Source organism: Uliginosibacterium paludis (genome assembly GCF_039631355.1).
GTDB lineage: Bacteria > Pseudomonadota > Gammaproteobacteria > Burkholderiales > Rhodocyclaceae > Uliginosibacterium > Uliginosibacterium paludis.
The window spans coordinates 386,952-409,423 of record NZ_JBDIVF010000001.1 but is presented as its reverse complement, the minus strand read 5'-3'; the positions used below and the strand labels follow the sequence as shown (position 1 = coordinate 409,423).

Below are 22,472 nucleotides of genomic sequence, written 5' to 3'. Positions count from 1 at the left end.
AAGCCGCCTTCGGGCGGCTTTTTCATGGGCATCGCGGGGGCTGAACACCCGTCAAAAAAATGCCCGCAGCATGCTGCGGGCCAACCCTTGGGGAAGGGGAGTGTGGAGAAATCAGAGAAAGCCGAGCTTGCGGGTGGAGAACTGCGCGAGCTGCGGCAGCATGGTGAGGATCTGGCTGTCGCTGAGCCCCATCCAGCTCGCCAGCGTGGCGACATACTGGTCGACCGAGGTGGTCGGAATGAAGCGCCCCTGCCATTCCCAGCTGTTCACGCCGTAGTCGTCCGCGCCGCCGAGCACATGGCTGGGGAAACTGCCGTAGGTGGCGCCGCCCTTGACCGCGGCACCCAGCACGAAATGGTTGTTGCCCCAGCCGTGGTCGGTGCCGGCGCTGGCATTGGGTTTGAGCGTGCGGCCGAAGTCCGACAGGGTGAAGCAGGTCACGCTGTCTTCCAGGCCCAGCTGCGCCAGCGCGGTCTGGAAGGCCACCAGCGCCGGTGCCAGTTGCGCGAAGAGCGTGTTCTGGCGGGCGAGGTGATCGTTGTGGGTGTCATATCCGGTTTGCGATACCACATACACATGGCGTGAGCCGCCCACGGTGGCGCGCTCGCGCAGCATCTTGGCGACCTGGTAGAGCTGCTTGGCGATGGGCGTGTTGTAGTCGCCGGTGAGGTTGCCGAAAATCGTGTTCAGCGGATCGGCCGGTGTATTGGCCGGGCTGATCTTGATGATGTTGCCCAGCGAGCTGCTGCGCGCCAGGGCGGTTTTCTGGATGTTGGCGAAGGCCGATACCAGCTGGTTGCTGCGCGCGGTGTTGGCCATCGTGTCGAGCGCGCTGCGGCGCTTGGCGTGCGTGCCGGTAAACGTGCCCTGCGGCGCGAAGGTCGAGCCGGGGCCGGGCAGGGCGAGGGTGCTGCGGGTCGGGCCGATGCCGATCCGGCCGGCGTCACCGAAGGCGATCACCGGGTCGCTGCCCAGGCTCTCCATCAGGCGGCCACCCCAGCCGGTGCGGCCCAGCACCGAGGCGCCGCCGGATTCCCACAGGTTCTGCTGGTCGGAGTGGGAGAAGAGGTTGTCCGGCAGCGTGGCGCTGCCCGCGGCGAGCTGGGCCCGGGTGGTCGGTTTCGCAAGCGGGCCCACATTGAACACCGGGGCGAGCCGGCCCTTGCTCCAGTATTGCGCCAGCGGGGCGAGCGCGGGGTGCAGGCCGAAGTTCGAACCGATGGGCGCCAGGCTGGCTTTCGGGATCGCGAGGCTGCCGCGCACGGCGGCATAGGCGTCGTAGGCCGCGTCGATCGGCACGATCATGTTGTTGCCGTCATTCCCGCCATAGAGCGCGATGCAGACCAGCGCGCGATAGCCGCTGGTGGTCTGTGCATGCGCCGGGCTGGCAAGCAGCATCTCGAGGCCGCCGAGCGCAGTCAATGCACTGCCGCCGGCGAGGGACTTGAGGATCTGGCGTCTGTTCATCGTTGCACCTGGTATTCGGGGCTGGCAAGGATCAGGTAGAAAGCGGCGCGGACGCGGTCGGTGCGCCAGCTGCTCGAAGTGGTGCTGACCGGCCAGGCCGAGACCGCATCGACGATGGCGGCACGGATATCGGCGGGCAGGCCGCCGGTCACGAGCAGCTTTTCGATGTCGGTGACCAGCGTGGTCGCGTTGTCGGCCTTGGCGAGCCAGCCGCTGATGTCGGCCTGGGTGCCGGTGGCGCCGGGGAAACTGCCCGCACCCAGCCCGCCCCAGTAGAGCAGCGAGTTGGAGAGGTTGTAGCGGGCCAGCGTGCTGTTCGGGTTCTCGATCGCGAAGGCCGGGCCGACGAGGCTGGTACCGGCGAGCGGGAAGTCGGGCGGATAGAAGTTGAACACCGAGTTCGCATTGAAGATGGACTGCCCGAACTCGTCGCCCCACCAGTAGAAGAAGCCGGCGCCGTCGGTGCTGGTATTGAGCGCCCGCATCATGCCGCCGATGAACTGGGCGGGCTCGCGCAGGCGACCGTAGTCGGCCGCGCTCTTGCTGTCACCGCGGGCTTCGCTGTCGAGCAGGATCGCCGCGAGCAGGGCTTTCATGTCACCACGCTGACCCGTACCGATGCCGTAGGCGGTGCCGCTGGCGAAGGCTTGCGATACGCGGGCGACATAGGCCGGCGAGGGATTGCTGGTGACCAGATGCTGGATCAGCTGCTTGCCGAGGAAGGGCGCGATGTTCGGGTGCCGGAAGAGCGCATCGAGCACCGCGTCCATCGCCTGGTCCGGCGTGTGGCCGGCGGCGAGCTCGCCGCCGCCGGGCAGGCTGCGCTTGGCATTGTCATGTTGCGCCGGCACAGCCAGCAGCTGGCCGCGGTAATAGGTCGGATTCTTCCAGCCGGAGCTGCCCCAGGGGCTCACGCCGCCTGCGGGATAGGTCCAGCCGGTCAGCGCGAAGGCGACTTCGCGCACGCCGTTGTTGTCATAGGTGGCCTTGCAGCTGCCACCGACCAGCGAGCCATCGGCATTGAGTTCGCAGAGACCGATGGAGAAGAGCTGCATCAGCTCGCGCGCGAAGTTCTCGTTGGGCGCAGTCTTGTCGTTGTTGGCGAGGTTCAGGTAGTCGGCCATTGCCGGGTTGCGGGCCACCGCGCCGAGCAGGCTGCGCACATTGCCGAAGGCGTTGTCGAGCAGCATCTGGTGGTAGTCGCGCAGGCCGTAGGTGCCGCTCACTTCCGCGTTCGAGATCACGAAGATCTGGCCGAGGGCGAGCCCCACGCGCTGGCGCAGCTGGTCCTTGCCGTACACCGCATTGCGGTAGAACTCGCGCGAGATCGGCTCGGCGGAGTAGTACTCGGTCCAGCAGTTCTTCTGGTAGTACTCGCTGGGGAAGCTGTACTCGGCGCAGAAGTCCTTGAGGCCCCTGGTATGGACGTCGGTGGAGTAGCCGGTGGAATAGTTCGGCCCGGCGGCCATCATCTGGGCGACCAGCCAGTTGCGGAAGCCGCTGCCGCGCACGGTGGCGAGATCGGTGGCCGTGGGGCCGAAGGTGGCCTGGGAGAGGAAGCGCACGGCGTCGGCTTCGGTCGGCGCGGTTTCGCCGGCCGGCAGCGGTGCCGGCTCGGGCAGGGTGCCACCGGAGGAGGATGAAGACGATGACGAAGACGTCACCGGACTGCTGCCCGAGGCACTGCCACCACTGCTGCCACCGCCGCCACCGCCACAGGCAGCGAGCAGGCTCAGGACCAGCAGGGGCACGCTCAGGCGGAGGATTTTTTCCGCATTCATGGATCTTGCTCCAGACAAATTCCGGCCAGAGCGTAAATGCAAAAACGCGTAAAAAATGCGCAAGAAATCGCATTCCGGATCGATGGTGAACGCTTCGTGATGAACGCCGCTAAAGCCGGCGCGAGCGGTGTACAGCAGACAGCCCCCTGAGCTGCCTGTCCGGTTCAAGGCACGATTGCTTCGCTGCATGAGCACGATGCGTGAATCCGTGCGGCCGCCTGCACTACACTGCCGGACGGTCTGGGCGGATGCCTCAAGACCCTGAAATTGAAAAGGTTTTGCAGCGTCGCCCGGTTCCGGGCGGGCTTCACCGGGCGCCCCTTGAAGCGGCGCGCCCCTTACCTCGAGGAGAGCAAGGCATGACAATGATGCGCAGCACAGGTCTGGCGAAATGGGGTTTCATCGGGGCCGTCGTGACGGCACTCATGGCGGGCTGTGCCAGCGCGCCGCGCGCCACGCCGGTGGCCGAGGGTGTGTCCCGGGTGGAACTGGGCAAGGCCAGCGTCACGATGATCAGCGATGGTCATGGCTCGCGTGCGCTGGACGACAAGTTCGTGCGCAATGCGACCCTGGCCGATGTGCAGGCCACGCTGAAGGAAATGGGCCGGCCGACCGACCAGCTCTCCATCGACTACAACACGCTACTGGTCGACATTGGCGGCCAGCGTGTGCTCTTCGATACCGGCAACGGCGAGTTCGGTGGCGCGGGCAGTGGCAAGCTGCTGGAAAACATGAAGCGCGCCGGGATTGATCCGGCCTCGGTCAATGCCGTCGTGATTTCGCACTTCCATGGCGACCACATCAACGGCCTGCGCAACAAGGCGGGCCAGGTGGTGTTCCCCAACGCGAAGATCTATGTGCCGGCGCCGGAATGGGCCTGGTGGATGGACGATGCGCGCTATGCCGCCACGCCCGAAGCCGGGCGCGGTGGTCTGAACACCGCCCGCCGTGTCTTCGCGCCGCTGGCCGCAAGCGCGATCCGTTTCGAACCGGGCCAGGAAGTGCTGCCGGGCGTGCGCTCGATCGCGGCCTATGGTCACACCCCGGGCCACACGGCCTTCCTGATCGACGGTGGCGAGCGCAAGCTGCTCTACTGGGCCGACACCACCAACGTCGATCTCTTCGTGCGCCGGCCTGATTACGCTGTCATGTTCGACATGGATGCCGACATGGCCCGCGCCACGCGCTATCGCATGGCCGACATGGCCATCGCCGAGAACCTGCTGGTGGCCGGTTACCACCTGACCGGCCCGGGCGTCGGAACGCTGAAGAAACTCGACAAGGGCTACGACTTCACGCCGCTGCACTGAGCCTGCAGCACGCTGTCCGAAAGCCCCGTCACACCCGGTGTGGCGGGGGACGCCACTCAGTCAGGCAAGAATCGCCCTTCGCCCTTTTCCCTGAGTTCGTCGAAGGGCTGAACGGCGATTTTTGCGATGGGCCTCCGCCGTTCAGGCTTCGACAAGCTCACCCCGAACGGCTTTGCTGACGGGCATTGATGCGGCGGGGATTTTTTTATCCGCGTGGCAGCAGCCGGCCGCTCGCCAGCAGGTGCAGGGTGCGCAGCAGGAGCAGTGCGATCAGCAGATTGGCCAGCCAGAAGAGCCCGAGGGCGAGCAGCCGCACCAGATCGTCAGTCGTGGCTATCGCCAGATGCAGACCGGTGGTGGCCATCGCGGTAATGCCGAATGAATAGGCCCAGTAGCCGGGCGAGAAGGGCTGCTGCATCACCCAGGGCAGCAGCCGGGCGAGAAAGAGGAGCTGCAGCACGCCATAACCGAAGAGCAGGTGCGCGAAGACATCGATCTGTCCGCCATTGACGGCCAGCCAGGCCAGGCAGGCGACAAAGGCCGGCGCGAGCTGGATGCCGATCACCGGGCGCTGCGGGGCCGGCAGCTCCGCCTCGTTGCGCAGGCGGTGCAGGATCAGCGGCTCCAGCATCAGCCAGGAAAAGAGCCCGGCGCCAAGGAACAGCATGCCGAGTTCGCGATGACCATAGCTTGCCAGGCCGATCGCGCTGATGAAGTTGCTCGCCACCGTGGGCAGATAGAAGCCCGGCGTGGTCGCGGTGGACACATGCCGGCCGCGCCACAGCCCGGCGTTGCCCCAGGCCGCAATCCCGAGCTGCAGCAGCACGCCGCCCACCAGCAGCACGCGCCCGACCTCAGGCAACCAGGGCAGCAGGCCGATGGCGACCAGGATGGTGGTGGCCGGGAAGAGGCTCACGAAGCTGCCGGCATGCGGATCATCGAGTTCGCCCCGGGCGAGGCCGGTGTGGCGCAGCCACTTGTAGCCGAACGCCAGGCTCAGCAGCAGCCACACGCCGATCGCCAGCCCGACGATCAGGTCTCCCGCGAGGCTCGGGATCTGCCACAGGCTGGCGGCGTGCCGCCAGGCATTACCGATGCCGAAGATGCCCAGCACCATGCCGAAGAATGCGGCGGGAATCCGTTCGGGGCGAAAGCGCGACTGCGTCATGACGGGGAGGCCTTGAAGTGGGAGGGAAAGAGGGCGCCATGATGCATGAGCCGTCCGGATGCGCGAAGCGCGCAGATCAAGAAGCCGGCGCACCGACTTTTTTACCCCGTTGTCCAGGTGCCGGCGACGAGGCTGCAGGGCTTGCAGGCTTGCGCGGGGCGGGCGGCAGACAAGGGGCTGCGCGGCCCCGCGGAATCTTTTGCGTGCCTGCCGGTCGAATGCGCCCGGACATGCGGCACAGGCCGCGTGTGCTTGCGGTCTTTCCAGGTATCCGAATGAAACTCTTCTCCCCCCTTTATCGGCGCGCCATGGCCTGGTCGCGTCATCGCCACGCCCGCTGGTATCTCGGCACACTGAGCTTTGCCGAATCCTCCTTCTTTCCGGTGCCACCGGACGTGATGCTGGCGCCGATGTGCCTGGCTGCTCCGCAGCGCGCCTGGCAACTGGCCTTGCTGACGACACTCACCTCGGTGGCAGGCGGCCTGCTCGGCTATGCCATCGGTCACTTCGCGACCGACGCGATCCTGCCCTGGCTGGAGCAGAGCCGTTACTGGCCGGCCTATCAGACCGCGGTGGAATGGTTCAGCCGCTGGGGCGTGTGGGCGGTGTTCGTGGCGGGCTTCTCGCCGATTCCCTACAAGGTCTTCACCGTGGCGGCAGGCGCCCTGTCGATGGCGCTGCTGCCCTTCACGCTGGCCTCGCTGGTCGGACGCGGCCTGCGCTTCTTCCTGGTCGCCGCGCTGATGGCCTGGGGCGGGCCGCGCATGGAAGCCTTCCTGCACCGCTATGTGGATCGCATCGGCTGGGCCACGGTGGCGCTGATCGCCTCGGGCGCCGCGCTCTGGTCGCTGGGTGCTCAGGCCTGAGCCGGCTTGGTGTAATCCCCCATGCCCGCTCCGGGCCGGTCTTTGCGTGAGCGCAAAGCCCTTGCCGGGCAGGGCTTGCATGATCGCTTCATCGACCGCTCGCGGGCCGGATCGGCAGGGGCCGGTCGGCAGACGCGCCGGCGCACCGGCGAGGCGATCGCAAGGAGGCAGGCATGGCAGACGAAGTGCTGACGAAGCTTCGCGGGGGAATGCTGCATTACCGCTATGTGCGGGATGACGATGTGGCTACCGTGATCGAGAGCCACTTGCTGGCGGAGATCGCTGCGCCTTACCGGCAGCGCTTCCGCGACGAGATTGCAGAGCAGAACTGGATCGTGGAATACGGCCGCAAGCTGGCCGATGCGCCCTTCACCGCGGATTTCGTGATCTGCACCGCAGACGCAGCGATCTGAAAAGAAAAAAAACGGGCATGCCACCGCGGCGCATGCCCGTTGCCACAAAAGGTGGCTACCCTCTTAAAGTGTTGGCCAGGCGTTGCGCACCCGTATCATGAACGGGCCATGAAACCTGTGCCCGGCAGGCGGTGCGCCTTGCAGCGCAGCCAGGGCAAGCCTGGCGGGGAACACGCTTTTCATGTCGAGGTCCTTGATCGGGGAGTCTGGTGCGGATTCGTTCCTGATGCGAGTGTCATTCGATGAACTGCGGTTTAGCGGGGGCTGAATGGCTCTAAGGCTTCCCGGCGGATTTGAGTTTTCTTGACCGGACGGTCGCTTGCGCGGGATGCGCGGAAAGGGTGCTCACCTGTCGTGGAAGGACCACTGTCGGGCCGGGCGGTGGCGCGCGCTGCGGATTTTCTGCGCTGGGTCATGTGAAGGCGTCGCGCGCGTTGTCCCGCGCGGCACGCTCTGTCAGGATCAAGACTGCGGCAGGGCGCTTCCCCGGCGCCGGCTGCGCGAGAAAAACCGCTTCCTGATGGAGAAAAAACAATGCAGGGCTTCCAGATTCTGGCTTCCGCCAAACCTCATCTCGTCAATTCGATCTGGCTGTCTGACGGCATCCAGGCGCGTTGTGTCACGATCCGCGAGAACGCATTCATCGCGGCGGACGACGTGCTGCCGGTCAGCGAGCTGGACATCCAGCAGCGCCGCATGGTCGGCGTGGAAGGCGAGGGCATCAAGCACGGCGGCTTCCATGTGAACATCAATGTGCTGACCGAGGAGACGCTGCGCGACGCGATGGCGCATCCCGAGCAGTATCCGCAGCTCACGATCCGCGTTTCCGGTTATGCGGTGAACTTCATCAAGCTCACCCGGGAGCAGCAGCTCGACGTGATCAACCGTACTTTCCATTCGGCGCTCTGATTGCGTCGCAGCGCCTGCCGGGGTGGATCCGGCAAGCTGACAGGCCCGCCTCGTGCGGGCTTTTTCATGCCCGGGCGCAGCATCGGCGTGCGCCGAAGCAGATTGCAACGATTCGATCTGGCAGGCGGGCGGTGGCGGTCTGCCGGGGCGCAATCCCTTGCGGCGCCGCGGCCTGGCGGCCGCCCGGGAGCCGCTCGTTCTGTCTGCCGGGTCGTCCGGTTCTGATCTCCGGCATTGCATCCTCCGGCGTCGAGGCATAGGCTCTTTCCTGCCTGCAGCGAGACCTGACACGCCGCACTGCAGGCGCTGTCCAGTTTTCAGGAATCATTGTCAGGATCATGCCAGTTTGTTCCGGAATGACGATCGCCAACTCGCAGGCGGTTTGTCCGGATGTCTTTCCCAGCGCGCCGTCTGTGCCCTTTCCCGGCGTAGCAGAACTCTGCAGGCCGTCGCCTGCCGCCCGGCTGTGCCGGCCCCACGCGTCTTTCGCAAGCTCCTCCTGTCTTCCCCGTTTTCCGGCTTCATGCTTTCGGCATGTCGCTGTCTGTCTTCGTTTCCGGTGTGGCCCTCATGCTCCGGCATGTGTGCCCATCCATCTTCTGGCGCCTGTTGCGCCAGTCTTCTCACCTTGTTCAAGGAGAACATCATGAATGCCGACAAGAACCAGAGCCGTCAGGCCCGTTCGATTTCCGCCGCCGAAGTGGGCCGCATGATTCACGACCAGTGGGTGCAACATCGTCTGGCCGAGCTGCGTCGCCGCCAGGAGCAGGATCGCAAGCACTGATCCGGGATTCGCGGATGAGGGCGTGCCTGCACGCTGCCCGCGAAAACGGATGGAAAAAGCCCGCCGAACGGCGGGCTTGTCATGTCTGCGGCCGGATGGCTGAACCCGGCCGCGGATCAGGCGGTGTTACTGGTAGTACTTGTCGTAGAGCGGGGCGGTGCCGCTCACGCCTTCGAGCAGATGCACGCGGTAGTCGTACTTCGCCTTGCGCGTGGTCTCGCCGTTGTAGACGTAGTCCGTACTGGTCGCGATACCGACGACCACGCCGTTCTTCGGCGCCTTGCTGAGATCGAGGCAGGATTCGCCGCTTTCCACCGGTTCGCTGTAGACCGCCGTGCCGTCTGCCGCGCGGTAGGCCAGCTGGAAGCGCATGTTGTTGCCCAGCGGCTGGAAGTTCACCCGCACCTTGTTGCCACTCACCTTCAGCGGAATCTGATTGGCACCGGTCCAGCCCGGCAGTGTGTCGGTGGCCGGGATCAGCGTGTTGCCGTTCTGCGTGGTGGCGGCGTAGAAGCTCAGCTTGTGCGAGGTGGCGCGATAGATGCCGCCGCCCGAGCCTTCCGAGCTGATGGTGCGGCCCCAGTTGTCGTTGATGGGTACCTTGAAGCCATTGGTCCATTCACCGAAATCCACCATCGCTTCACGCGCGCGGTACTCGGTCACCAGGCGGCGGGTCTGGGCGTCACCCAGGCCTTCGGAGAGCGAACGCACCACATGGTTCTGCGTGCCCTTCTTCCAGATCCAGGCGTTCGAACCCTTCGAGAGGTAGAGCGCGATGAAGTGCGAGAAGGCCGCGTTGTACTGGTTGCCGCCGAGATACTCGCGCCAGGTGCCGATCTGCTGGCCGCTTGCATTTGTCATGTTCACGCCCTCGGCATTCGGGCCGCCGAAGCTGCCGTCCTGCAGCCAGCCGCTGTAGCTTTCGATCGGCATGTGCGGGGCGAGGAAGGAGGTGGCATCCAGGAAGCCCACGCCGCGCGAGCCGGTGCGGTTGCCCGTCATCGTCATCTGCAGCCAGGTGTTGGAGCCTTCGTTGAACCAGGCGGCCTTGTTGCCCATGCTGGCCATGATCGCGTGGATGTATTCATGCGTCACGCCGTTGTACTCGCTCGCGCTCACGACCGGGTAGTAGGACAGCAGCACCATCGGATAGCCGCCCAGGCCGCTCTGCCAGCCACCCTTTTCGGTGTTGCTGGCGCTGTCGGTGCACAGGCCCGAACCGTAGAGATAGATGTTGCTGAAGTAGCCGTTCTGCTGGAGCTTGTCGACCGGCCAGCCCATCACGTTGTGGATGTAGTCGGCATCGGTGTTCATGTGTTTGAGCAGGGCGTCGATATGCGCATCGGTGATCGCCGGGTTGCGGTTCTTGCCCCAGATGAAGGCGAAGCGGCCCGAGGTGCGATAGCCGGCGACCTGGCTTGCGTTGCAGCCGAGGAAGACCTTGAAGGTGGCGGGATTCACCGTGGCATTGGTGGTGTCCGTCTTCATGTCGTAGTTCAGGTCCGGCGTGTACTTCGGCCAGGTGTAGGCGTTGCAGCTTGCGGTGCTGCTTGACGCTGCGGACGAGGCAGCCGAGGAACTGGCGGCGGACGACGCGGTGGAAGACGACACGCTGGCGCGCGAGGACGAAGCAAGCGACGAAGACGCCAGCGAGGACGAAGACGCGCGGCTCGAGGCCGCAGCACTGCTGGCCACCGAGCTGCTGCGCGAAGAGGCCACGCTGGAGGCGGCCGAGGAACGTGCGGACGACGCGCTGCTGGCGACCGAGGCGCTTGACGACGACGCCCGTGCCGACGATGTGGCAGAGGACGAGGCGCGCGACGCGCTGGAGGATGCGCTTGATGCGGAGGCGCCACGCGTGGCGCAGAAGCCGGGCGAGCTGATGCTGCTGTTGGCCGGGATGCTCTGGTTCCAGCCCATCCCGGTGAGGCTCACCGTGCTGCCGCTTTGCGACCAGCTGGCGTTCCAGAGCTGGTTCACACGGCTGTCGGGCAGCGTGAAGCTGCCGCTCCAGCCATCGATGCGGCGGGTGCCGGGGTTGCGGACGGTGATCTCGCCGCAGAAGCCGCTGCTCCAGTCACTGGTAATGCGGTAGCTCACTTCGACGGCGCTGGTCTGTGCCCAGGCGCTGCCGGCCGATGCCAGGCCCAGCGCGAGCGCGCCGAGCGCAGTCTTGACTGCGATTCTGATGGTCATGTTCTCTCGATCTCCAGGAATCTCCCGGTCAGCGCTCCGGTGTGTCGTGTTGCACACCTGTGACGCGCCATGCGTTGGTCCGGGCGTGGCGGTATCCTGGGGGCTGGCGCCGGTAATCCCGTGTGACAGCCGATGCATCCGGCATAGCGGCGGACGAGTGGCAAGCGGATCGGCAGAAATGACAGAAGCTTGAAAAGTGAGTCCCGCCCTTTGAGGCAGGGCAGGCGTTTCGTGCAGCAGGCCCCCAGCTGCCATGTTGGCGGCCGGGGGCTGACACCCGCTCAGCGCGCGCGCAGGAAGTCCTTCGCCTCGATCAGCACGAACTCGTTGTCATCCGCCCTGTTCGGCTCGCGGCTGCTGGAGAAGGGCAGGTTGTTGTCGTTGCCGACGATGAGGTGATCGGCATCCACCACGTCCACGTTCTCGATCGTGAAGAAGGGGAAGCTCAGCACGCCGCTATCGAGCGGCTTGCGCGCCAGATGCTTCGGGTCCGCAATCGCCATCAGGTCGAGGTAGCCGATCTTGCGCACCGGGCCGCCGGCGTTCGCGTCAGTGAGCTCGATCTTGTAGACACGCTTGAACTTCGCCGGCTCCCTGAAGCACCGGCTGGTGTCTGTCGCATCCGCCGGGCAGGCGCGGGTGAGCGTGCCTTCGGCGTTGTCGCGCTCGATGACGAGGCCGGTCGTAGCGTCGATCATGTTGAAGTCACCGATCGCGAAACCGTTCTGTTCCAGCGGATATTTCCAGTGGCGGCCCGTCCAGCGTTCGCTTGCCACATCGAACTCCAGGATGCGCAGGTACTCGCGGCCCTCAAGTTTCTCGTAGTCCTTCGCCTCGGCATTCCACAGCGCGCCTTCCAGCAGCGCGTAGAGCTTCGAGCCATCGGGCGAGGACGCCATGCCTTCGAAGCCCTTGGAGCGTCGCACCTCGAAGCTCGGGGTCTGGTTCGGCGCTCCGGGCGAGCTGACTGCGGGATTGTCGGGCGAGCGCACCGGCTTGCCCTCGACCAGGGTGTCGAACACCGCCAGCACCCTGCCGGAGAGATCGGCCTTCACCAGCCAGGGCCCGAATTCGTCGCCGATCCACAAGGCGCCACCGGCGAACTGGAAGCTTTCGGTATCCAGATCGGAGCCGGTGAGGTAACGCGTCTTCGTGTCTTCATGCACGATGCGGAAGGGGATTCGCCGGTCCGGGTCGTGCAGGAATACCGTCTTGAGATGCACGGCCTTGTTGGCGGCAAAGTCGAAGCGGTAGTGATTGAGGTAGAGCATGCTGTCGGGCGAGTTGGCCTTTGCGCCGAAGCCGTTGTCGGTCAGCACCCAGTAGCTGCCATCCTTCATGTGGCGGATGCCGGAATGCCCCTGCACCGGCTGGCCCTTGAAGGGCAGGGAGACGCCGGTCGGGCGGCCACCGGATTTGCCCTCCACGCTGCCAGGCTTTTCGACGCGCACGCCGGTGGTGAATTTGCCGCTGACGCGAAGGTCGGCCGGTGCATCGGCCGGTGCCGCGATGAAACGCTGCGCCGGCATGACCAGGTGACCGGCAAGCGTGGCCGGGTAGGCCACCGGCTCATCGGCACAGGCAGGCAGCGCGAGGCCGGCCAGGATCAGGAACAGGGCGGAACGCATCACGGATTCTCCTCGTAGTGGAAAACCCGTCCTTTTACGCGAGCGTCATGACAGCCAGATGATCGGGCTGTCTGCAGGGGCGTTTGCGGCCGGCTCAGTGCTGCCGGACCGGCCCGGACCAGGCATGCCCCGGCAAACCCCGACTCAAGTCCGGCGCCGGAAATCCGAAGAATCCCGCAATGTCTGCCTCCTGCGCCTGCTGTGCCCATGTCCGCGCCCCCGAAGCCCATCCGCCGCCTGCTGTCCGCCCGTCTGGCGCCTGCCGGCGTGCTCTCGCTCGTCATGGGCCTCGGGATTGCCTGCCTGATCCTGCAGAGCGTGGTGCATCTGTGGTCATCGCATGAGCATGCGCTGGAAGAGGCGGCCGACAGCCTGAGCGGCCTGTCGGCAACGCTGGCTTCCCGGCTGGACGCGACCCTGCGCCCGATTGACGCCTGCACCCGCAGCACGCGCCAGAGCCTGCAGGGTGTGGGGCCGGTGCTGCCGCGTCTCGCGGATCGCACTGACCACAGCCTGAGCCTGCAGGAATGGGCACGCACCGGTCTTGCCCAGTGCGTGGCTTCCTTCGACGAACTTGCCGACATGATGGTGACCGATGCGAAGGGCGAGCCTCTGGTGCGCGTGCGCGGAGAGGCTGTCGGCCAGGCCGTTGGTGAGGTGCTACGGAAACTCGGAGAATCGCCGGACGATGTGCTGTGGTTTTCCGGCGTGCTGATGACCCGGGACCAGCCGATGCTGGTGGCTGCCTTGCCGGTGCGCGCGGCCGATGGCGAAGTGATTGCGCAGGTGGCCGCGGTGATCCGGCTCGATCGGGTGGCCGGGCTGTTCGAAGCGGTGCGCCCGGCCGACGGCAGCGTGATTGCCCTGCGCCGCAGCGACGACACCCGGTTGCTCGTGCGCGTGCCGCCCCAGGAGGGCACGCTGGATCGTGGCGTTGCCTACCGGCTGGCGGACGAGCTTCGGGCGGGCAGTCGCAAGGGCTTGCTGCCCGAACTGCGTTCGCCGGTCGATGGGGTCACGCGGGTGACGGCCTATCACCGGCTGGAAACCTATCCCTTCTATGTGGCGGCCTCGCGCTCGCGTGCCGAGATTCTCGATCGCTGGTTGTGGCATGCGATGGCCGACAGCGGCATCAACATCCTGCTGATCGCGATGCTGTCTTTCGGTGCGCATGCGCTGGGCCGCCGCGAGCGGAACTTCCGCGCGCTCTTCGACGCGGTCAGTGACTTCCTGTTCGTGCTCGATGATCAGGGTCGGGTCATTCACTTCAACCGGAGTGCGCGGCACCGCCTCGGCATGCGGGCCAGCACCCTCCTGCAGCAGCCCTTTGCCTCCCTGCTTGATGACGCGGACGCCGGCGTGCTGGAACGCGCTGCGGCGCTGGCGCAGGATACCGGCTGCCCTTGCGCGCTGAAAAGCGACCACGACGAGATGCTGCCGGTCGAGCTCCGCCTCATGGCCGGCAAGTGGAATGGCCTGCCGGCCCGCTTCGTGCTGTGCCGTGACGTGTCCGAACTCATGCAGCAGCAGAAGCTGCTGGAGCGGGAGGTGGAGCGCTACCAGCTGGCGCTGGAGCGCACGCGTGACGGCATTTTCCTGATGCGGCTCAACGGTGACCTGATCGAATACAACTCCGCCTTTCGCGACATGCTGGGCTACAGCGACGAAGAAATGCTGCGCCTCAACGTGACGGACTGGGATGCGCGTTTTCCGCCAGAGGAGCTGCGGCGCATTGTCGGCGCGGGCGGGGCGGATCATCTGCTGATCGAGTCCCGTCACCGGCGGCGCGACGGCAGCGAGTTCGACGTGGAGATCGGGGCCTGTGGCGTAGCGTGGAGCGGCGAGAAGTTCCGCTTCGGCACGGTGCGCGACATCTCCGGGCGCAAGCGCGCCGAAGCCCGCCTGCGGCTCTATTCGGAAGCTTTTCATCATGCCGCCGAGGGCATTGCGATCACCACGCCCGACGGCACGGTGCAGGAAGTCAATGACGCGCTCTGCGAGATCATGGGTTACCGGCGCGCCGAGCTCATCGGTCGCAATGACCGCCTCTTCTCGGCGGAGGACACCAGCGATGCGCGTTTTGCCGAGATCATCCGTACGCTTCACCGGCATGGATTCTGGCGCGACCAGATCATGGTCCGCCATCGCGACGGCAGACGCTATCCCCAGCAGCTCACGCTCAGCGTGGTGCGCGACGAGGCGGGCAAGGTGACTCACCACGTCGCGCTCTTCTCGGATATTTCCTCGCTCAAGGAAAACGAGCGCGCGCTGCAGGACCTGGCGAATACCGACAGCCTCACCGGGCTGCCGAACCGCGCGCTGCTTGCCACCCGGCTCGCGGCGGCGATGGCGGAAGCGCGCCAGCGCGGGCGCGCGCTCGCCCTGGCCTATCTCGATCTGGATGGCTTCAAGGCGGTCAATGACCGGCACGGCCATGCGATGGGCGACCGGCTGCTGGTGAGCATGGCGTCGCGGCTTGCGCAGGTGCTGCGTCAGGGCGATACCCTGGCGCGTCTGGGTGGGGACGAGTTCGTGATCCTGCTGCCGGATCAGGCGAAGCAGGCCGACATCCTGCATGTGCTCGAACGTGTGCTGGCCGAAGCCTCGCGCCCCTTTCTGATTGACGACATCCTGCTCCAGGTGTCGGCCAGCATCGGCGTCAGCCTTTTTCCGCAGGACGAAGTCGAAGATGCTGAAGGCCTGCTCGCCGGGGCCGACCAGGCCATGTACAGGGCCAAGCGCAGCGGCAAGAACCGCCTGGTGTTTCTCGACCGGGGCGGGCAGATGCGTGACCCCGAGGGCGGCTGAGCGCCGCGTCGCGGGCCCGGTCCGCTCAGCGATCGAGTGCCCGGATCAGCGCGTACTTGTGCAGGTTCACGCTGCGCGCGGCTTCTGTCAGCGCCGGGTAGGGCCGGTAGGCCAGGTCGAAGAAACCCTTGTTGGCATCCAGGTTCGAGGGCTCGGCCTTCGGGTCGGCGGGGTCATTGTCGAGGTAGCGGAACCAGTGCCAGCCCACCACCATGCGGCTGGCCATCAGATGCAGGGCGAAGTGCTGGTAGAAGGCGCCGCGGGCGGCCTGGTCCGGCACCACCCAGCCGGCGCCGGTGGAGTTGGGCAGCCCGCTGTCCTCGCCTTTCACATACCACTCGGTGATCAGCAGCGGCCGGCCCGACCATGCCGCCCAGTTCGCCATGAGGGCCGCGTCCGGCGTCCAGGTGCGGTAGTAGTTGATCGAGATCGCGTCCAGATGCCGGCCGGCGGCTTCGAATACATGCGGATTGCGCAGCTCGGCGCCATGAAAGCGCGAGCCGAGGTAGAGGTGATTCGGGTCGGCATGGCGGATCGCCCGGCTGACGATGCCGGCATAGGTGTCATATACATGACCCGCCCAGCGCAGGCGGTCTTCCTGCGTGATCGCGGAGAGGTCCGGCTCGCGCCGCTGCTGGCGCGCGGCCAGCCAGGCGCGGGCGGCGGCAAGGTTCGGGTCGCCGGCGGGCAGCTTCAGGAAGTTGTCGAGCGTGCGTTCGCCCAGTGGCAACTCGTTGTCGGAAAACCAGCCCAGCACGGCGGGGTTGTCCGCCTCCGGGCTCAACCGGCGGGCATAGTCGTTGGCGAAGGTTTCGAAGCCCGGATCGAATACCGGAATCGCGTCCGAGCGGTAAGCGGTGTGGCCCGGTACCACATGCGTACTGCCTTGTGATTTGGCGAAGTCGCTCATGAAATTCACGATCCGCGCCTGCGCGAGTTTCGGTCCGCTGCGGCCCAGCTGCGTGCTGTCTGACCAGGCGCCGGTGCCGTTGAAGCCCTGATCGCGCAGCCATTGCGCACTCTGCTGCGCCCAGGTCTGCATCGAGTCGAAGCGATTGGCGAAGGCCGCGCGGGCCGCCTCCGATGTGCCGGGGCGCACATCCACCACGCCGACATGGATGAAAGGCTGACCCTGCGGATCGATCAGCCACCAGCGCGCGCCGGTCTTCTGCAGGCGGAAGAATCCGCTACTCCGCTCGGCCGGCAGCTCCAGCGTCCCGCCCCATTCGTCAACACGGTCGGCGGGCAGACGGGGCACGCGAGCCGGGTCCAGCACATCGGCAGTTTGCAGGCTGACCGGGCCGCCGGGGCGCTGACGCACTTCGACCCGGGTGGCCAGCGTACCGGGCAGGCTGCCGGCGGGACGGGGTGCCGGGCGCGGCAGGCTGGCACAGGCGCCGAGGGCAAGTGTCACGAGCCAGAGTGAGCATCGGTTCATCATGCGGCCTTTGCTGAGGAGTCGGGGATGGCTGCATGATAGGTCGGCCGCCGCCCGGCGCTGTCAGCCGCTGCTGACGTCTGGCTGCCTGCGCCGCCCGACCGGTGGCCTGCCGTGTCAGCCATGCTGTGGCGGGCTCATGACGCCGGAATGATTTCGCGCTCGGTGGCATACCACAGCAGCGAGCGAGAGAGGTCGACGAAGCGGCGTTCGTCGTCCATCAGCACGGGCAGGGCGGCCGCGCCTTCCGGGCTTTGCCGCAGCGCGGCAAGTTCTTCGAGCGAGCATGCCCACCACAGCTCGCCGAAGCCGTCGAAGTCCGCCGGCAGCGTGCCCCGCGCGCTCTGCAGGGCCTGCTGCACTTCGGGCCGGGGCAGGGGCGGATTCTGCACATAGCGCACGATGCGCAGGGTGGCGGCATGCTGGCGGACCAGGCCGGCATGCGTGCCGATCCAGTACTGGTCGAAGGCTTCGCGGCTCAGTTGAGGCTGGCGGCGGACACACATCACGAGTTTGATCATTGGCGTGGCTCCTGCGAGGAAGAGCGTGCATGCTGGAGCCTGACACCGGTGTGAGGGTCAAGCCCGCGCCGGCAGGAGGACAGGGGGAGGGGCGGGAGATGAGGATCGGGGAGTTGTCGAAGCGCACCGGGGTGAGCGTCCGCATGCTCCGACATTACGAGTCGCTCGGTCTGCTCGCGCCGGCCCGGACCGCAGCGGGTTACCGCTGCTATGGCGAAGATGCTGGCGTCATCGTGCGCCGCATCCTCGCCCTGAACGCGGCCGGCTTGCGGCTCGATCGCCTTGCGACCCTGCTGCCCTGTGCCGAGGGGAGTACGACCGCCTTCAGGGCCTGCCCGGCGCTGCGCGAGCGCCTGCAGCAGACACTCACCGAACTCGATGAACGCATTGCCCGGCTCGGTGACAGCCGCGAGGCCCTGGTCGCGCTGCTTGCCGCACTGCGCTGAAGGCGCCGGATCCGCTGGCGCAGCCGTCCGGCCGGACCGCTATGCTGAAAGATCCCGCTGGTCCGGCGGGGCCTGCGGACACCAAGGAGCCGACATGACACATTCACCACCCCGCCCCGAATCCACGCCCCGCCCCGGCCGGCAACACGACACCGGCAAGCCGCCGGCCAGCGAAGACCCCATCGATCTGGCGACCGAGTCGGTGGCGGGCGAAGAAGATCCTGGCGCCGCACTGGCTCCCGAGCCGGTCGGCACACCCGCCCCGGCCAAACCCGCCTGAAGCGCAGGCGGCGCGATCCTGAACGCGCTGCCGGTGCCGCCAGAATCATCGGCCGGGCGATCTGTCCTCCCTTTCCTCGTCGCCTGGCGCTGCACCTCACCTGATGGCAGACGGGGCTGCCCGGCTGCCGGCGGGCACGCGGCTTGCCGGCCCCGGGGCGTCAGGCACGCTGCCCAGCGGATGCCTGATGCCTGCCCGGTGCCCCGGGCGCGCGGCCCCGGGCAGAGGAGTTTGCGGTGAGCCTTTCACAGTGTGCGCCCTGGTGCGCCGAGCCCGCCACGCGGAGCGCGCGGTGATGGATTTCTCCACGCTTGATCTCGCGCGGATCCAGTTCGCCTTCACGGTGTCCTTCCACATCGTTTTTCCGGCGATCACGATCGGGCTCGCGAGCTTCATCGCGGTGCTCGAAGGGCTGTGGCTCAAGACCGGAGACCCGGTGTATCTCGCGCTCTGCCGCTACTGGACCCGCGTGTTCGCGCTGTGCTTCGCGATGGGCGTGGTGTCGGGCGTGGTGATGAGTTATCAGTTCGGCACCAACTGGAGCGCGTTCTCTAACTTTGCCGGCAGCATCACCGGCCCGCTGCTCACCTACGAGGTGCTGAGCGCCTTCTTCCTCGAGGCCGGGTTTCTGGGCGTGATGCTGTTCGGCTGGCAGCGGGTTGGCGCGCGTGCACATTTTGCGGCGACGCTGGCGGTCGCCGCGGGCACGGTGATCTCGATGTTCTGGATCCTGTCGTCCAACAGCTGGATGCAGACGCCCGCGGGCTACCGCATCGAGGCGGGCCGCGTGGTGCCGGAGGACTGGATGGCCATCGTGTTCAACCCCTCGTTTCCGCACCGCTTCCTGCATATGGCGCTCGCCGTGTTCATCGCGTCGATGCTGCTGGTGGCGGCCACATCAGCCTGGCATCTGCTGCGCCAGCGCGAGCACCGGCCGATGCGGATCTCGCTGCGGATGGCGATCATCGCACTGTGCGCACTCGCTCCGATGCAGGCTTTGGTGGGCGATGCGCTGGGGCTTAATACCCTGACGCATCAGCCGGCAAAGATCGCGGCGATCGAGGGGCTTTGGGAGACCGAGCGGGGCGGCACCGGGCTCACGCTCTTCGGCTGGCCCGACATGCAGGCGGAAACCACCCGTCATGCGATACGCATACCGCATCTGGGCAGCCTGATCCTCACCCACAGCTGGGAGGGCGAAATTCCGGGCCTCAAGCAGTTCGCTCCGGAAGACCGGCCGAACTCGACCATCGTGTTCTGGAGCTTCCGGGTAATGGTGGGGCTCGGCATCCTGATGATCCTCCTGGCCTTCGCCGGGCTGTGGCTGATCCAGCGCGGTCGCATCCATGTGTCGAGACCCTTTCTGCGCTGTGCGGTGGCGATGGGACCGGCGGGGCTGGTGGCCTTGCTGGCGGGCTGGATCACGACCGAAGTCGGCCGCCAGCCCTGGGTCGTCTACGGGCTGATGCGCACGGCCAACGGCATCTCGCCAGTCACGCACCAGCAGGTGAGCGTGTCGCTGTTTCTGTTCGTGATGGTGTACTGCGTGGTGTTCGGTACCGGCATCTACTACCTGCTGAAGCTGCTGCATGCCGGTCCGCAGCATGACGAAACCCCTGCTGCGCCTTCGAGCGAGCCGGCGGTGGCAGGGCGTCATCCGCTGCAGGGCGCGGCGCTCGAGAAGGACGCGTCGCAAGGAGACGGACATGCTTGATCTGCCACTGATCTGGGCCGCCATCATCGCGCTGGGCGTATGGATGTATGTGGTGCTCGACGGATTCGATCTGGGCGTCGGCATCATTTTTCCCTTCTTCCCCGACGACACGGACCGGCAGGTGATGATGAACTCGGTGGCGCCGGTATGGGACGGCAATGAAACCTGGATGGTGCTGGGCGGCGCGGGGCTCTTTGCCGCGTTTCCGGTGGTGTATTCAGCGGTGTTCCCCGCGCTCTACCTGCCGCTGGTGCTGATGCTGGTGGGCCTGATCCTGCGGGGCGTGGCTTTCGAGATCCGGGCGCGTTCGCGTCGCAGCCGCCCGCTCTGGGATCTGGCTTTCAGCGGCGGCTCCATTCTCGCCACCTTCTGCCAGGGTGTGGCACTGGGGGCCTTCATCCAGGGGATCCGGGTGGTGGACCGCGAGTTCGCCGGCGGGCCGTTCGACTGGCTCACCGCGTTCAGCCTCTTTACCGGCTTCGGCCTGCTCGCCACCTTCGCGATGCTCGGCTGCGGCTGGCTGGTGTTCAAGACCGAGGGTGAGCTGCAGCGCCGGATGCGTCGCCTGATGCCGGCATTCAACCTGGTGCTGCTGGCGGTGATTGCGGGCGTGAGCCTGTGGACGCCGCTCATTCAGCCCACGATTGCCGAGCGCTGGTTCGGCCCGGCACTGGCCTGGCTCTGGCCGGTGCCGCTCGCGGTGCTGGCCTGTGCCTGGGGACTGCATCGGGCGCTGAGCGGGGGCGCGGAGCGCAGGCCCTATCTCCTCACGCTGGCGCTGGTTACGCTGGGCTATGCGGGCTTGCTGATCAGCATCTGGCCCAACCTGATCCCGCCGACGATCAGCCTCTGGGAGGCCGCCGCGCCCGAGAGCAGCCTGCGCTTCACGCTGGTCGGCGCGCTGGTGATCCTGCCCCTGATCCTCGCCTACACCGCCTGGGCCTACCGGGTGTTTCGCGGCAAGGTCAGGGCAGGGGATGCGGGCTACCACTGATGCGCGAGCACAAACGCATCATGCGCATGGCATGGTTCGCCGGGCTCTGGCTGCTGGGTGTGCTGTCGATGGGCCTGCTCACCGGTCTTATCCGCCTCGCGATGCAGGCGATGCGCTAACCAGGCCAGCTCCTGGGGCGGACCGACAGGCTTCTCTCCGCGTTCCGATCTGTTGTTACGCGGTGTCCTGAGAATCGGATGTCATATGACGTCCGCCCGGCGGCTGTCGCCTGCGCTTTTGGTCAGTCTGTCTGGCATGCCTGCGATCAGGGTCATAGGCTTCTGCCGGGGCCGCGCATTGCACGGCTCCTGACAAGAAGAGACCGTCCTGTCCGGACGGCCATTCCATTCCAGGAAGGAGACAGACATGCACTACAGCAAACTCGCCCTGCTGGCCCTGATGGCAGGCATGGCGTTCAGCGCTTCGGCGGCCAACCGGCCATCCGGCTACACCACGATCTGCACCGAAGGCAAAACCTGCAGCGTGGCAGCCAATACCACCGTGGCCTATGGCCGCGCCGACAGCTTCACCTACAAGGTGCTCTCCGGCAGCTTTGTCTGCAGCGAAGCGACCTTCGGCAGCGGCACCAAGGTAGCGGGTGGCACCAACGAGTGCTCGATTCCGAGCGGCAGCACCTCGTCCAGCGCGGCGTCTTCATCGTCTGCCGCAGCCAGCAGCAGCTCATCGAGCAAGGCTTCCTCGTCTTCGAGTGCCGCGGCTTCCAGCAGCTCCAGGGCCTCCAGCGCCAGCTCTTCGGTGACCGGCACGGTCACGCTACCGGCCTGGCCCGGCTGCCCCGCCTATGTGAATGCGAGCGCGGCCGACACCGTGCCGCTCACCACCAGCATCACCGTGCCTGCCGGCACGACCTACGATGCGGGCGGCAAGCGCTATCAGCTCTCCGATGGCGGCCAGGCCGAAGGTCAGCCACCGGTCTTCCTGCTCGAAGAGGGCGCCTCGCTGCGCAACGCGGTGATCGGCAACCTCGCGGCCGATGGCGTGCATTGCAAGGGCAATTGCTCGGTCTACAACGTGTGGTGGGAAGACGTGGGTGAAGACGCCGCCACCGCACTGGGCGGCCCCGGCACCACGATGCGGGTCGACTGCGGCGGCTCATTCCTCGGCACCGACAAGACCTTCCAGCATAACGGTCAGGGCACGCTCTACATCACCCGCTTCGTGGCCGACAACTGGAAGAGCAAGGGTGGCAAGTTCTACCGATCCTGCGGTGACTGTACCGGCAACAAGGGTCCGCGCACCGTCATCATCGAGAATTCGCGCATCCACAACCACCAGACCATCGTGGGCGTGAACAGCGCCTATTCCAACGGCTCGCCTGCCGACAAGGCCACCCTGCGCAATGTGCTGCTGCTGCGCTGGAACGGCGAAATCGAGGTCTGCTCCACCTTCACCGGCGTGGAAAAGGGCTCGGGTTCGTCGAGCGAGAAAGGCGCGGAGTGGAACACCACGACCTGCAATGTGAGTGCCACCGACGTGACTGCCATCGACAAGACCGGCGGCAGCAAGAAAACCGGCATCGCCCCTGGAAACGGCCCCGACCCGGCACCGGTCAACCGCATCCAGGAAAGCTGGACTTACTGAGCCGGTCTGCTGTCCTGACAGGCACACGAGCCCGCCGCCCAGGCGGGCTTTTTGTTTCGGGCCGGGTGTCCGGCCCGAGATCATCAAGTTTGCCGACGCTGCATCCGATATTCCTGTCTGGGCACGGGGTCGTCCGTTACCGGCTGA

General features: G+C 66.3%; 18 protein-coding genes. 11 read left to right on the top strand and 7 right to left on the bottom strand.

The genetic code is table 11. The features are described 5' to 3' along the window. Positions 1 to 111 precede the first annotated feature (111 nt). Positions 112 to 1,467 (bottom strand): DUF1501 domain-containing protein, encoded by a 1,356-nt coding sequence (locus ABDB87_RS01945; protein ID WP_345923608.1) that lies wholly within the window; start codon positions 1,465 to 1,467, stop codon positions 112 to 114. Next, positions 1,464 to 3,248 carry a DUF1800 domain-containing protein gene (locus ABDB87_RS01940; protein WP_345923606.1) on the bottom strand — a complete coding sequence of 595 codons (1,785 nt, stop codon included), beginning with the start codon at positions 3,246 to 3,248 and terminating at the stop codon, positions 1,464 to 1,466. The genes ABDB87_RS01945 and ABDB87_RS01940 overlap by 4 nt, the downstream gene beginning before the upstream one ends. Before the next feature lie 359 nt (positions 3,249 to 3,607). Here ABDB87_RS01940 and ABDB87_RS01935 point away from each other — a divergent pair, with 359 nt between their 5' ends. After that, positions 3,608 to 4,558 carry an MBL fold metallo-hydrolase gene (locus tag ABDB87_RS01935; protein ID WP_345923604.1) on the top strand — a complete coding sequence of 317 codons (951 nt, stop codon included), beginning with the start codon at positions 3,608 to 3,610 and terminating at the stop codon, positions 4,556 to 4,558. Positions 4,559 to 4,763: 205 nt separating this feature from the next. Here ABDB87_RS01935 and tehA read toward each other — a convergent pair whose 3' ends face one another. Continuing rightward, positions 4,764 to 5,726: a dicarboxylate transporter/tellurite-resistance protein TehA gene (tehA, locus tag ABDB87_RS01930; protein ID WP_345923602.1), complete on the bottom strand. Its 963-nt coding sequence runs from the start codon at positions 5,724 to 5,726 to the stop codon at positions 4,764 to 4,766. Between the two features lie 275 nt (positions 5,727 to 6,001). Between tehA and ABDB87_RS01925 the strand changes: the two genes are divergently transcribed. The 4 genes from ABDB87_RS01925 to ABDB87_RS01910 all read left to right on the top strand — a co-directional run bounded on the left by ABDB87_RS01925 (position 6,002) and on the right by ABDB87_RS01910 (position 8,698). After that, the gene (locus ABDB87_RS01925; RefSeq protein ID WP_345923600.1) at positions 6,002 to 6,592 is read left to right on the top strand and encodes a YqaA family protein; all 591 of its coding nucleotides are present in this window, start codon (positions 6,002 to 6,004) and stop codon (positions 6,590 to 6,592) included. A 173-nt stretch (positions 6,593 to 6,765) separates the two neighbouring features. Further along, positions 6,766 to 7,005, top strand: a complete 240-nt coding sequence (locus ABDB87_RS01920; RefSeq protein WP_345923598.1) for a hypothetical protein — start codon at positions 6,766 to 6,768, stop codon at positions 7,003 to 7,005. 534 nt (positions 7,006 to 7,539) lie between these two features. After that, positions 7,540 to 7,914, top strand: a complete 375-nt coding sequence (locus tag ABDB87_RS01915; protein WP_345923596.1) for an autonomous glycyl radical cofactor GrcA — start codon at positions 7,540 to 7,542, stop codon at positions 7,912 to 7,914. A 646-nt stretch (positions 7,915 to 8,560) separates the two neighbouring features. Beyond that, positions 8,561 to 8,698, top strand: coding sequence for a hypothetical protein (locus ABDB87_RS01910; RefSeq protein ID WP_345923594.1), 138 nt, complete (start codon positions 8,561 to 8,563; stop codon positions 8,696 to 8,698). Between the two features lie 126 nt (positions 8,699 to 8,824). On the opposite strand, the gene ABDB87_RS01905 is transcribed toward ABDB87_RS01910, so the two are convergent. After that, positions 8,825 to 10,894: a cellulose binding domain-containing protein gene (locus ABDB87_RS01905; protein ID WP_345923591.1), complete on the bottom strand. Its 2,070-nt coding sequence runs from the start codon at positions 10,892 to 10,894 to the stop codon at positions 8,825 to 8,827. A gap of 281 nt (positions 10,895 to 11,175) precedes the next feature. Then, the gene (locus ABDB87_RS01900) at positions 11,176 to 12,522 is read right to left on the bottom strand and encodes an esterase-like activity of phytase family protein (protein WP_345923589.1); all 1,347 of its coding nucleotides are present in this window, start codon (positions 12,520 to 12,522) and stop codon (positions 11,176 to 11,178) included. Between the two features lie 207 nt (positions 12,523 to 12,729). Between ABDB87_RS01900 and ABDB87_RS01895 the strand changes: the two genes are divergently transcribed. Next, positions 12,730 to 15,330 carry a diguanylate cyclase domain-containing protein gene (locus ABDB87_RS01895; protein WP_345923588.1) on the top strand — a complete coding sequence of 867 codons (2,601 nt, stop codon included), beginning with the start codon at positions 12,730 to 12,732 and terminating at the stop codon, positions 15,328 to 15,330. A 25-nt stretch (positions 15,331 to 15,355) separates the two neighbouring features. Here the strand turns inward: ABDB87_RS01895 and ABDB87_RS01890 are convergent, their stop codons facing one another. After that, positions 15,356 to 16,771, bottom strand: coding sequence for a hypothetical protein (locus ABDB87_RS01890; protein WP_345923586.1), 1,416 nt, complete (start codon positions 16,769 to 16,771; stop codon positions 15,356 to 15,358). A gap of 134 nt (positions 16,772 to 16,905) precedes the next feature. After that, a complete protein-coding gene (locus ABDB87_RS01885) occupies positions 16,906 to 17,289 on the bottom strand; it encodes an EthD domain-containing protein (protein ID WP_345923584.1) in 384 nt (127 codons plus the stop codon). A 29-nt stretch (positions 17,290 to 17,318) separates the two neighbouring features. Between ABDB87_RS01885 and ABDB87_RS01880 the strand changes: the two genes are divergently transcribed. The 5 genes from ABDB87_RS01880 to ABDB87_RS01860 all read left to right on the top strand — a co-directional run bounded on the left by ABDB87_RS01880 (position 17,319) and on the right by ABDB87_RS01860 (position 22,325). Beyond that, positions 17,319 to 17,735, top strand: a complete 417-nt coding sequence (locus ABDB87_RS01880) for a MerR family DNA-binding transcriptional regulator (protein WP_345923582.1) — start codon at positions 17,319 to 17,321, stop codon at positions 17,733 to 17,735. A gap of 94 nt (positions 17,736 to 17,829) precedes the next feature. Further along, the gene (locus ABDB87_RS01875) at positions 17,830 to 18,015 is read left to right on the top strand and encodes a hypothetical protein (protein ID WP_345923580.1); all 186 of its coding nucleotides are present in this window, start codon (positions 17,830 to 17,832) and stop codon (positions 18,013 to 18,015) included. A gap of 295 nt (positions 18,016 to 18,310) precedes the next feature. Further along, complete coding sequence (locus ABDB87_RS01870) at positions 18,311 to 19,729, top strand: cytochrome ubiquinol oxidase subunit I (protein WP_345923578.1); 1,419 nt, start codon at positions 18,311 to 18,313, stop codon at positions 19,727 to 19,729. Continuing rightward, a complete protein-coding gene (gene cydB, locus ABDB87_RS01865) occupies positions 19,722 to 20,723 on the top strand; it encodes a cytochrome d ubiquinol oxidase subunit II (RefSeq protein WP_345923576.1) in 1,002 nt (333 codons plus the stop codon). Before ABDB87_RS01870 ends, cydB begins: the two co-directional genes overlap by 8 nt. A gap of 366 nt (positions 20,724 to 21,089) precedes the next feature. Next, positions 21,090 to 22,325, top strand: a complete 1,236-nt coding sequence (locus tag ABDB87_RS01860) for a pectate lyase (RefSeq protein WP_345923574.1) — start codon at positions 21,090 to 21,092, stop codon at positions 22,323 to 22,325. The last annotated feature ends 147 nt before the right edge of the window (positions 22,326 to 22,472 follow it).

Bases quoted from the DNA above. Each gene is read 5' to 3' on its own strand.
- ABDB87_RS01860 (WP_345923574.1), top strand. From the start codon at position 21,090: ATGCACTACAGCAAACTCGCCCTGCTGGCCCTGATGGCAGGCATGGCG.
- ABDB87_RS01945 (WP_345923608.1), bottom strand. From the start codon at position 1,467: ATGAACAGACGCCAGATCCTCAAGTCCCTCGCCGGCGGCAGTGCATTG.
- ABDB87_RS01915 (WP_345923596.1), top strand. From the start codon at position 7,540: ATGCAGGGCTTCCAGATTCTGGCTTCCGCCAAACCTCATCTCGTCAAT.
- ABDB87_RS01875 (WP_345923580.1), top strand. From the start codon at position 17,830: ATGACACATTCACCACCCCGCCCCGAATCCACGCCCCGCCCCGGCCGG.
- ABDB87_RS01895 (WP_345923588.1), top strand. From the start codon at position 12,730: ATGTCCGCGCCCCCGAAGCCCATCCGCCGCCTGCTGTCCGCCCGTCTG.
- ABDB87_RS01910 (WP_345923594.1), top strand. From the start codon at position 8,561: ATGAATGCCGACAAGAACCAGAGCCGTCAGGCCCGTTCGATTTCCGCC.
- cydB (WP_345923576.1), top strand. From the start codon at position 19,722: ATGCTTGATCTGCCACTGATCTGGGCCGCCATCATCGCGCTGGGCGTA.
- ABDB87_RS01935 (WP_345923604.1), top strand. From the start codon at position 3,608: ATGACAATGATGCGCAGCACAGGTCTGGCGAAATGGGGTTTCATCGGG.
- ABDB87_RS01920 (WP_345923598.1), top strand. From the start codon at position 6,766: ATGGCAGACGAAGTGCTGACGAAGCTTCGCGGGGGAATGCTGCATTAC.
- ABDB87_RS01870 (WP_345923578.1), top strand. From the start codon at position 18,311: ATGGATTTCTCCACGCTTGATCTCGCGCGGATCCAGTTCGCCTTCACG.
- ABDB87_RS01940 (WP_345923606.1), bottom strand. From the start codon at position 3,248: ATGAATGCGGAAAAAATCCTCCGCCTGAGCGTGCCCCTGCTGGTCCTG.
- ABDB87_RS01880 (WP_345923582.1), top strand. From the start codon at position 17,319: ATGCTGGAGCCTGACACCGGTGTGAGGGTCAAGCCCGCGCCGGCAGGA.
- ABDB87_RS01900 (WP_345923589.1), bottom strand. From the start codon at position 12,522: ATGCGTTCCGCCCTGTTCCTGATCCTGGCCGGCCTCGCGCTGCCTGCC.
- ABDB87_RS01925 (WP_345923600.1), top strand. From the start codon at position 6,002: ATGAAACTCTTCTCCCCCCTTTATCGGCGCGCCATGGCCTGGTCGCGT.
- ABDB87_RS01890 (WP_345923586.1), bottom strand. From the start codon at position 16,771: ATGATGAACCGATGCTCACTCTGGCTCGTGACACTTGCCCTCGGCGCC.
- ABDB87_RS01905 (WP_345923591.1), bottom strand. From the start codon at position 10,894: ATGACCATCAGAATCGCAGTCAAGACTGCGCTCGGCGCGCTCGCGCTG.
- tehA (WP_345923602.1), bottom strand. From the start codon at position 5,726: ATGACGCAGTCGCGCTTTCGCCCCGAACGGATTCCCGCCGCATTCTTC.
- ABDB87_RS01885 (WP_345923584.1), bottom strand. From the start codon at position 17,289: ATGATCAAACTCGTGATGTGTGTCCGCCGCCAGCCTCAACTGAGCCGC.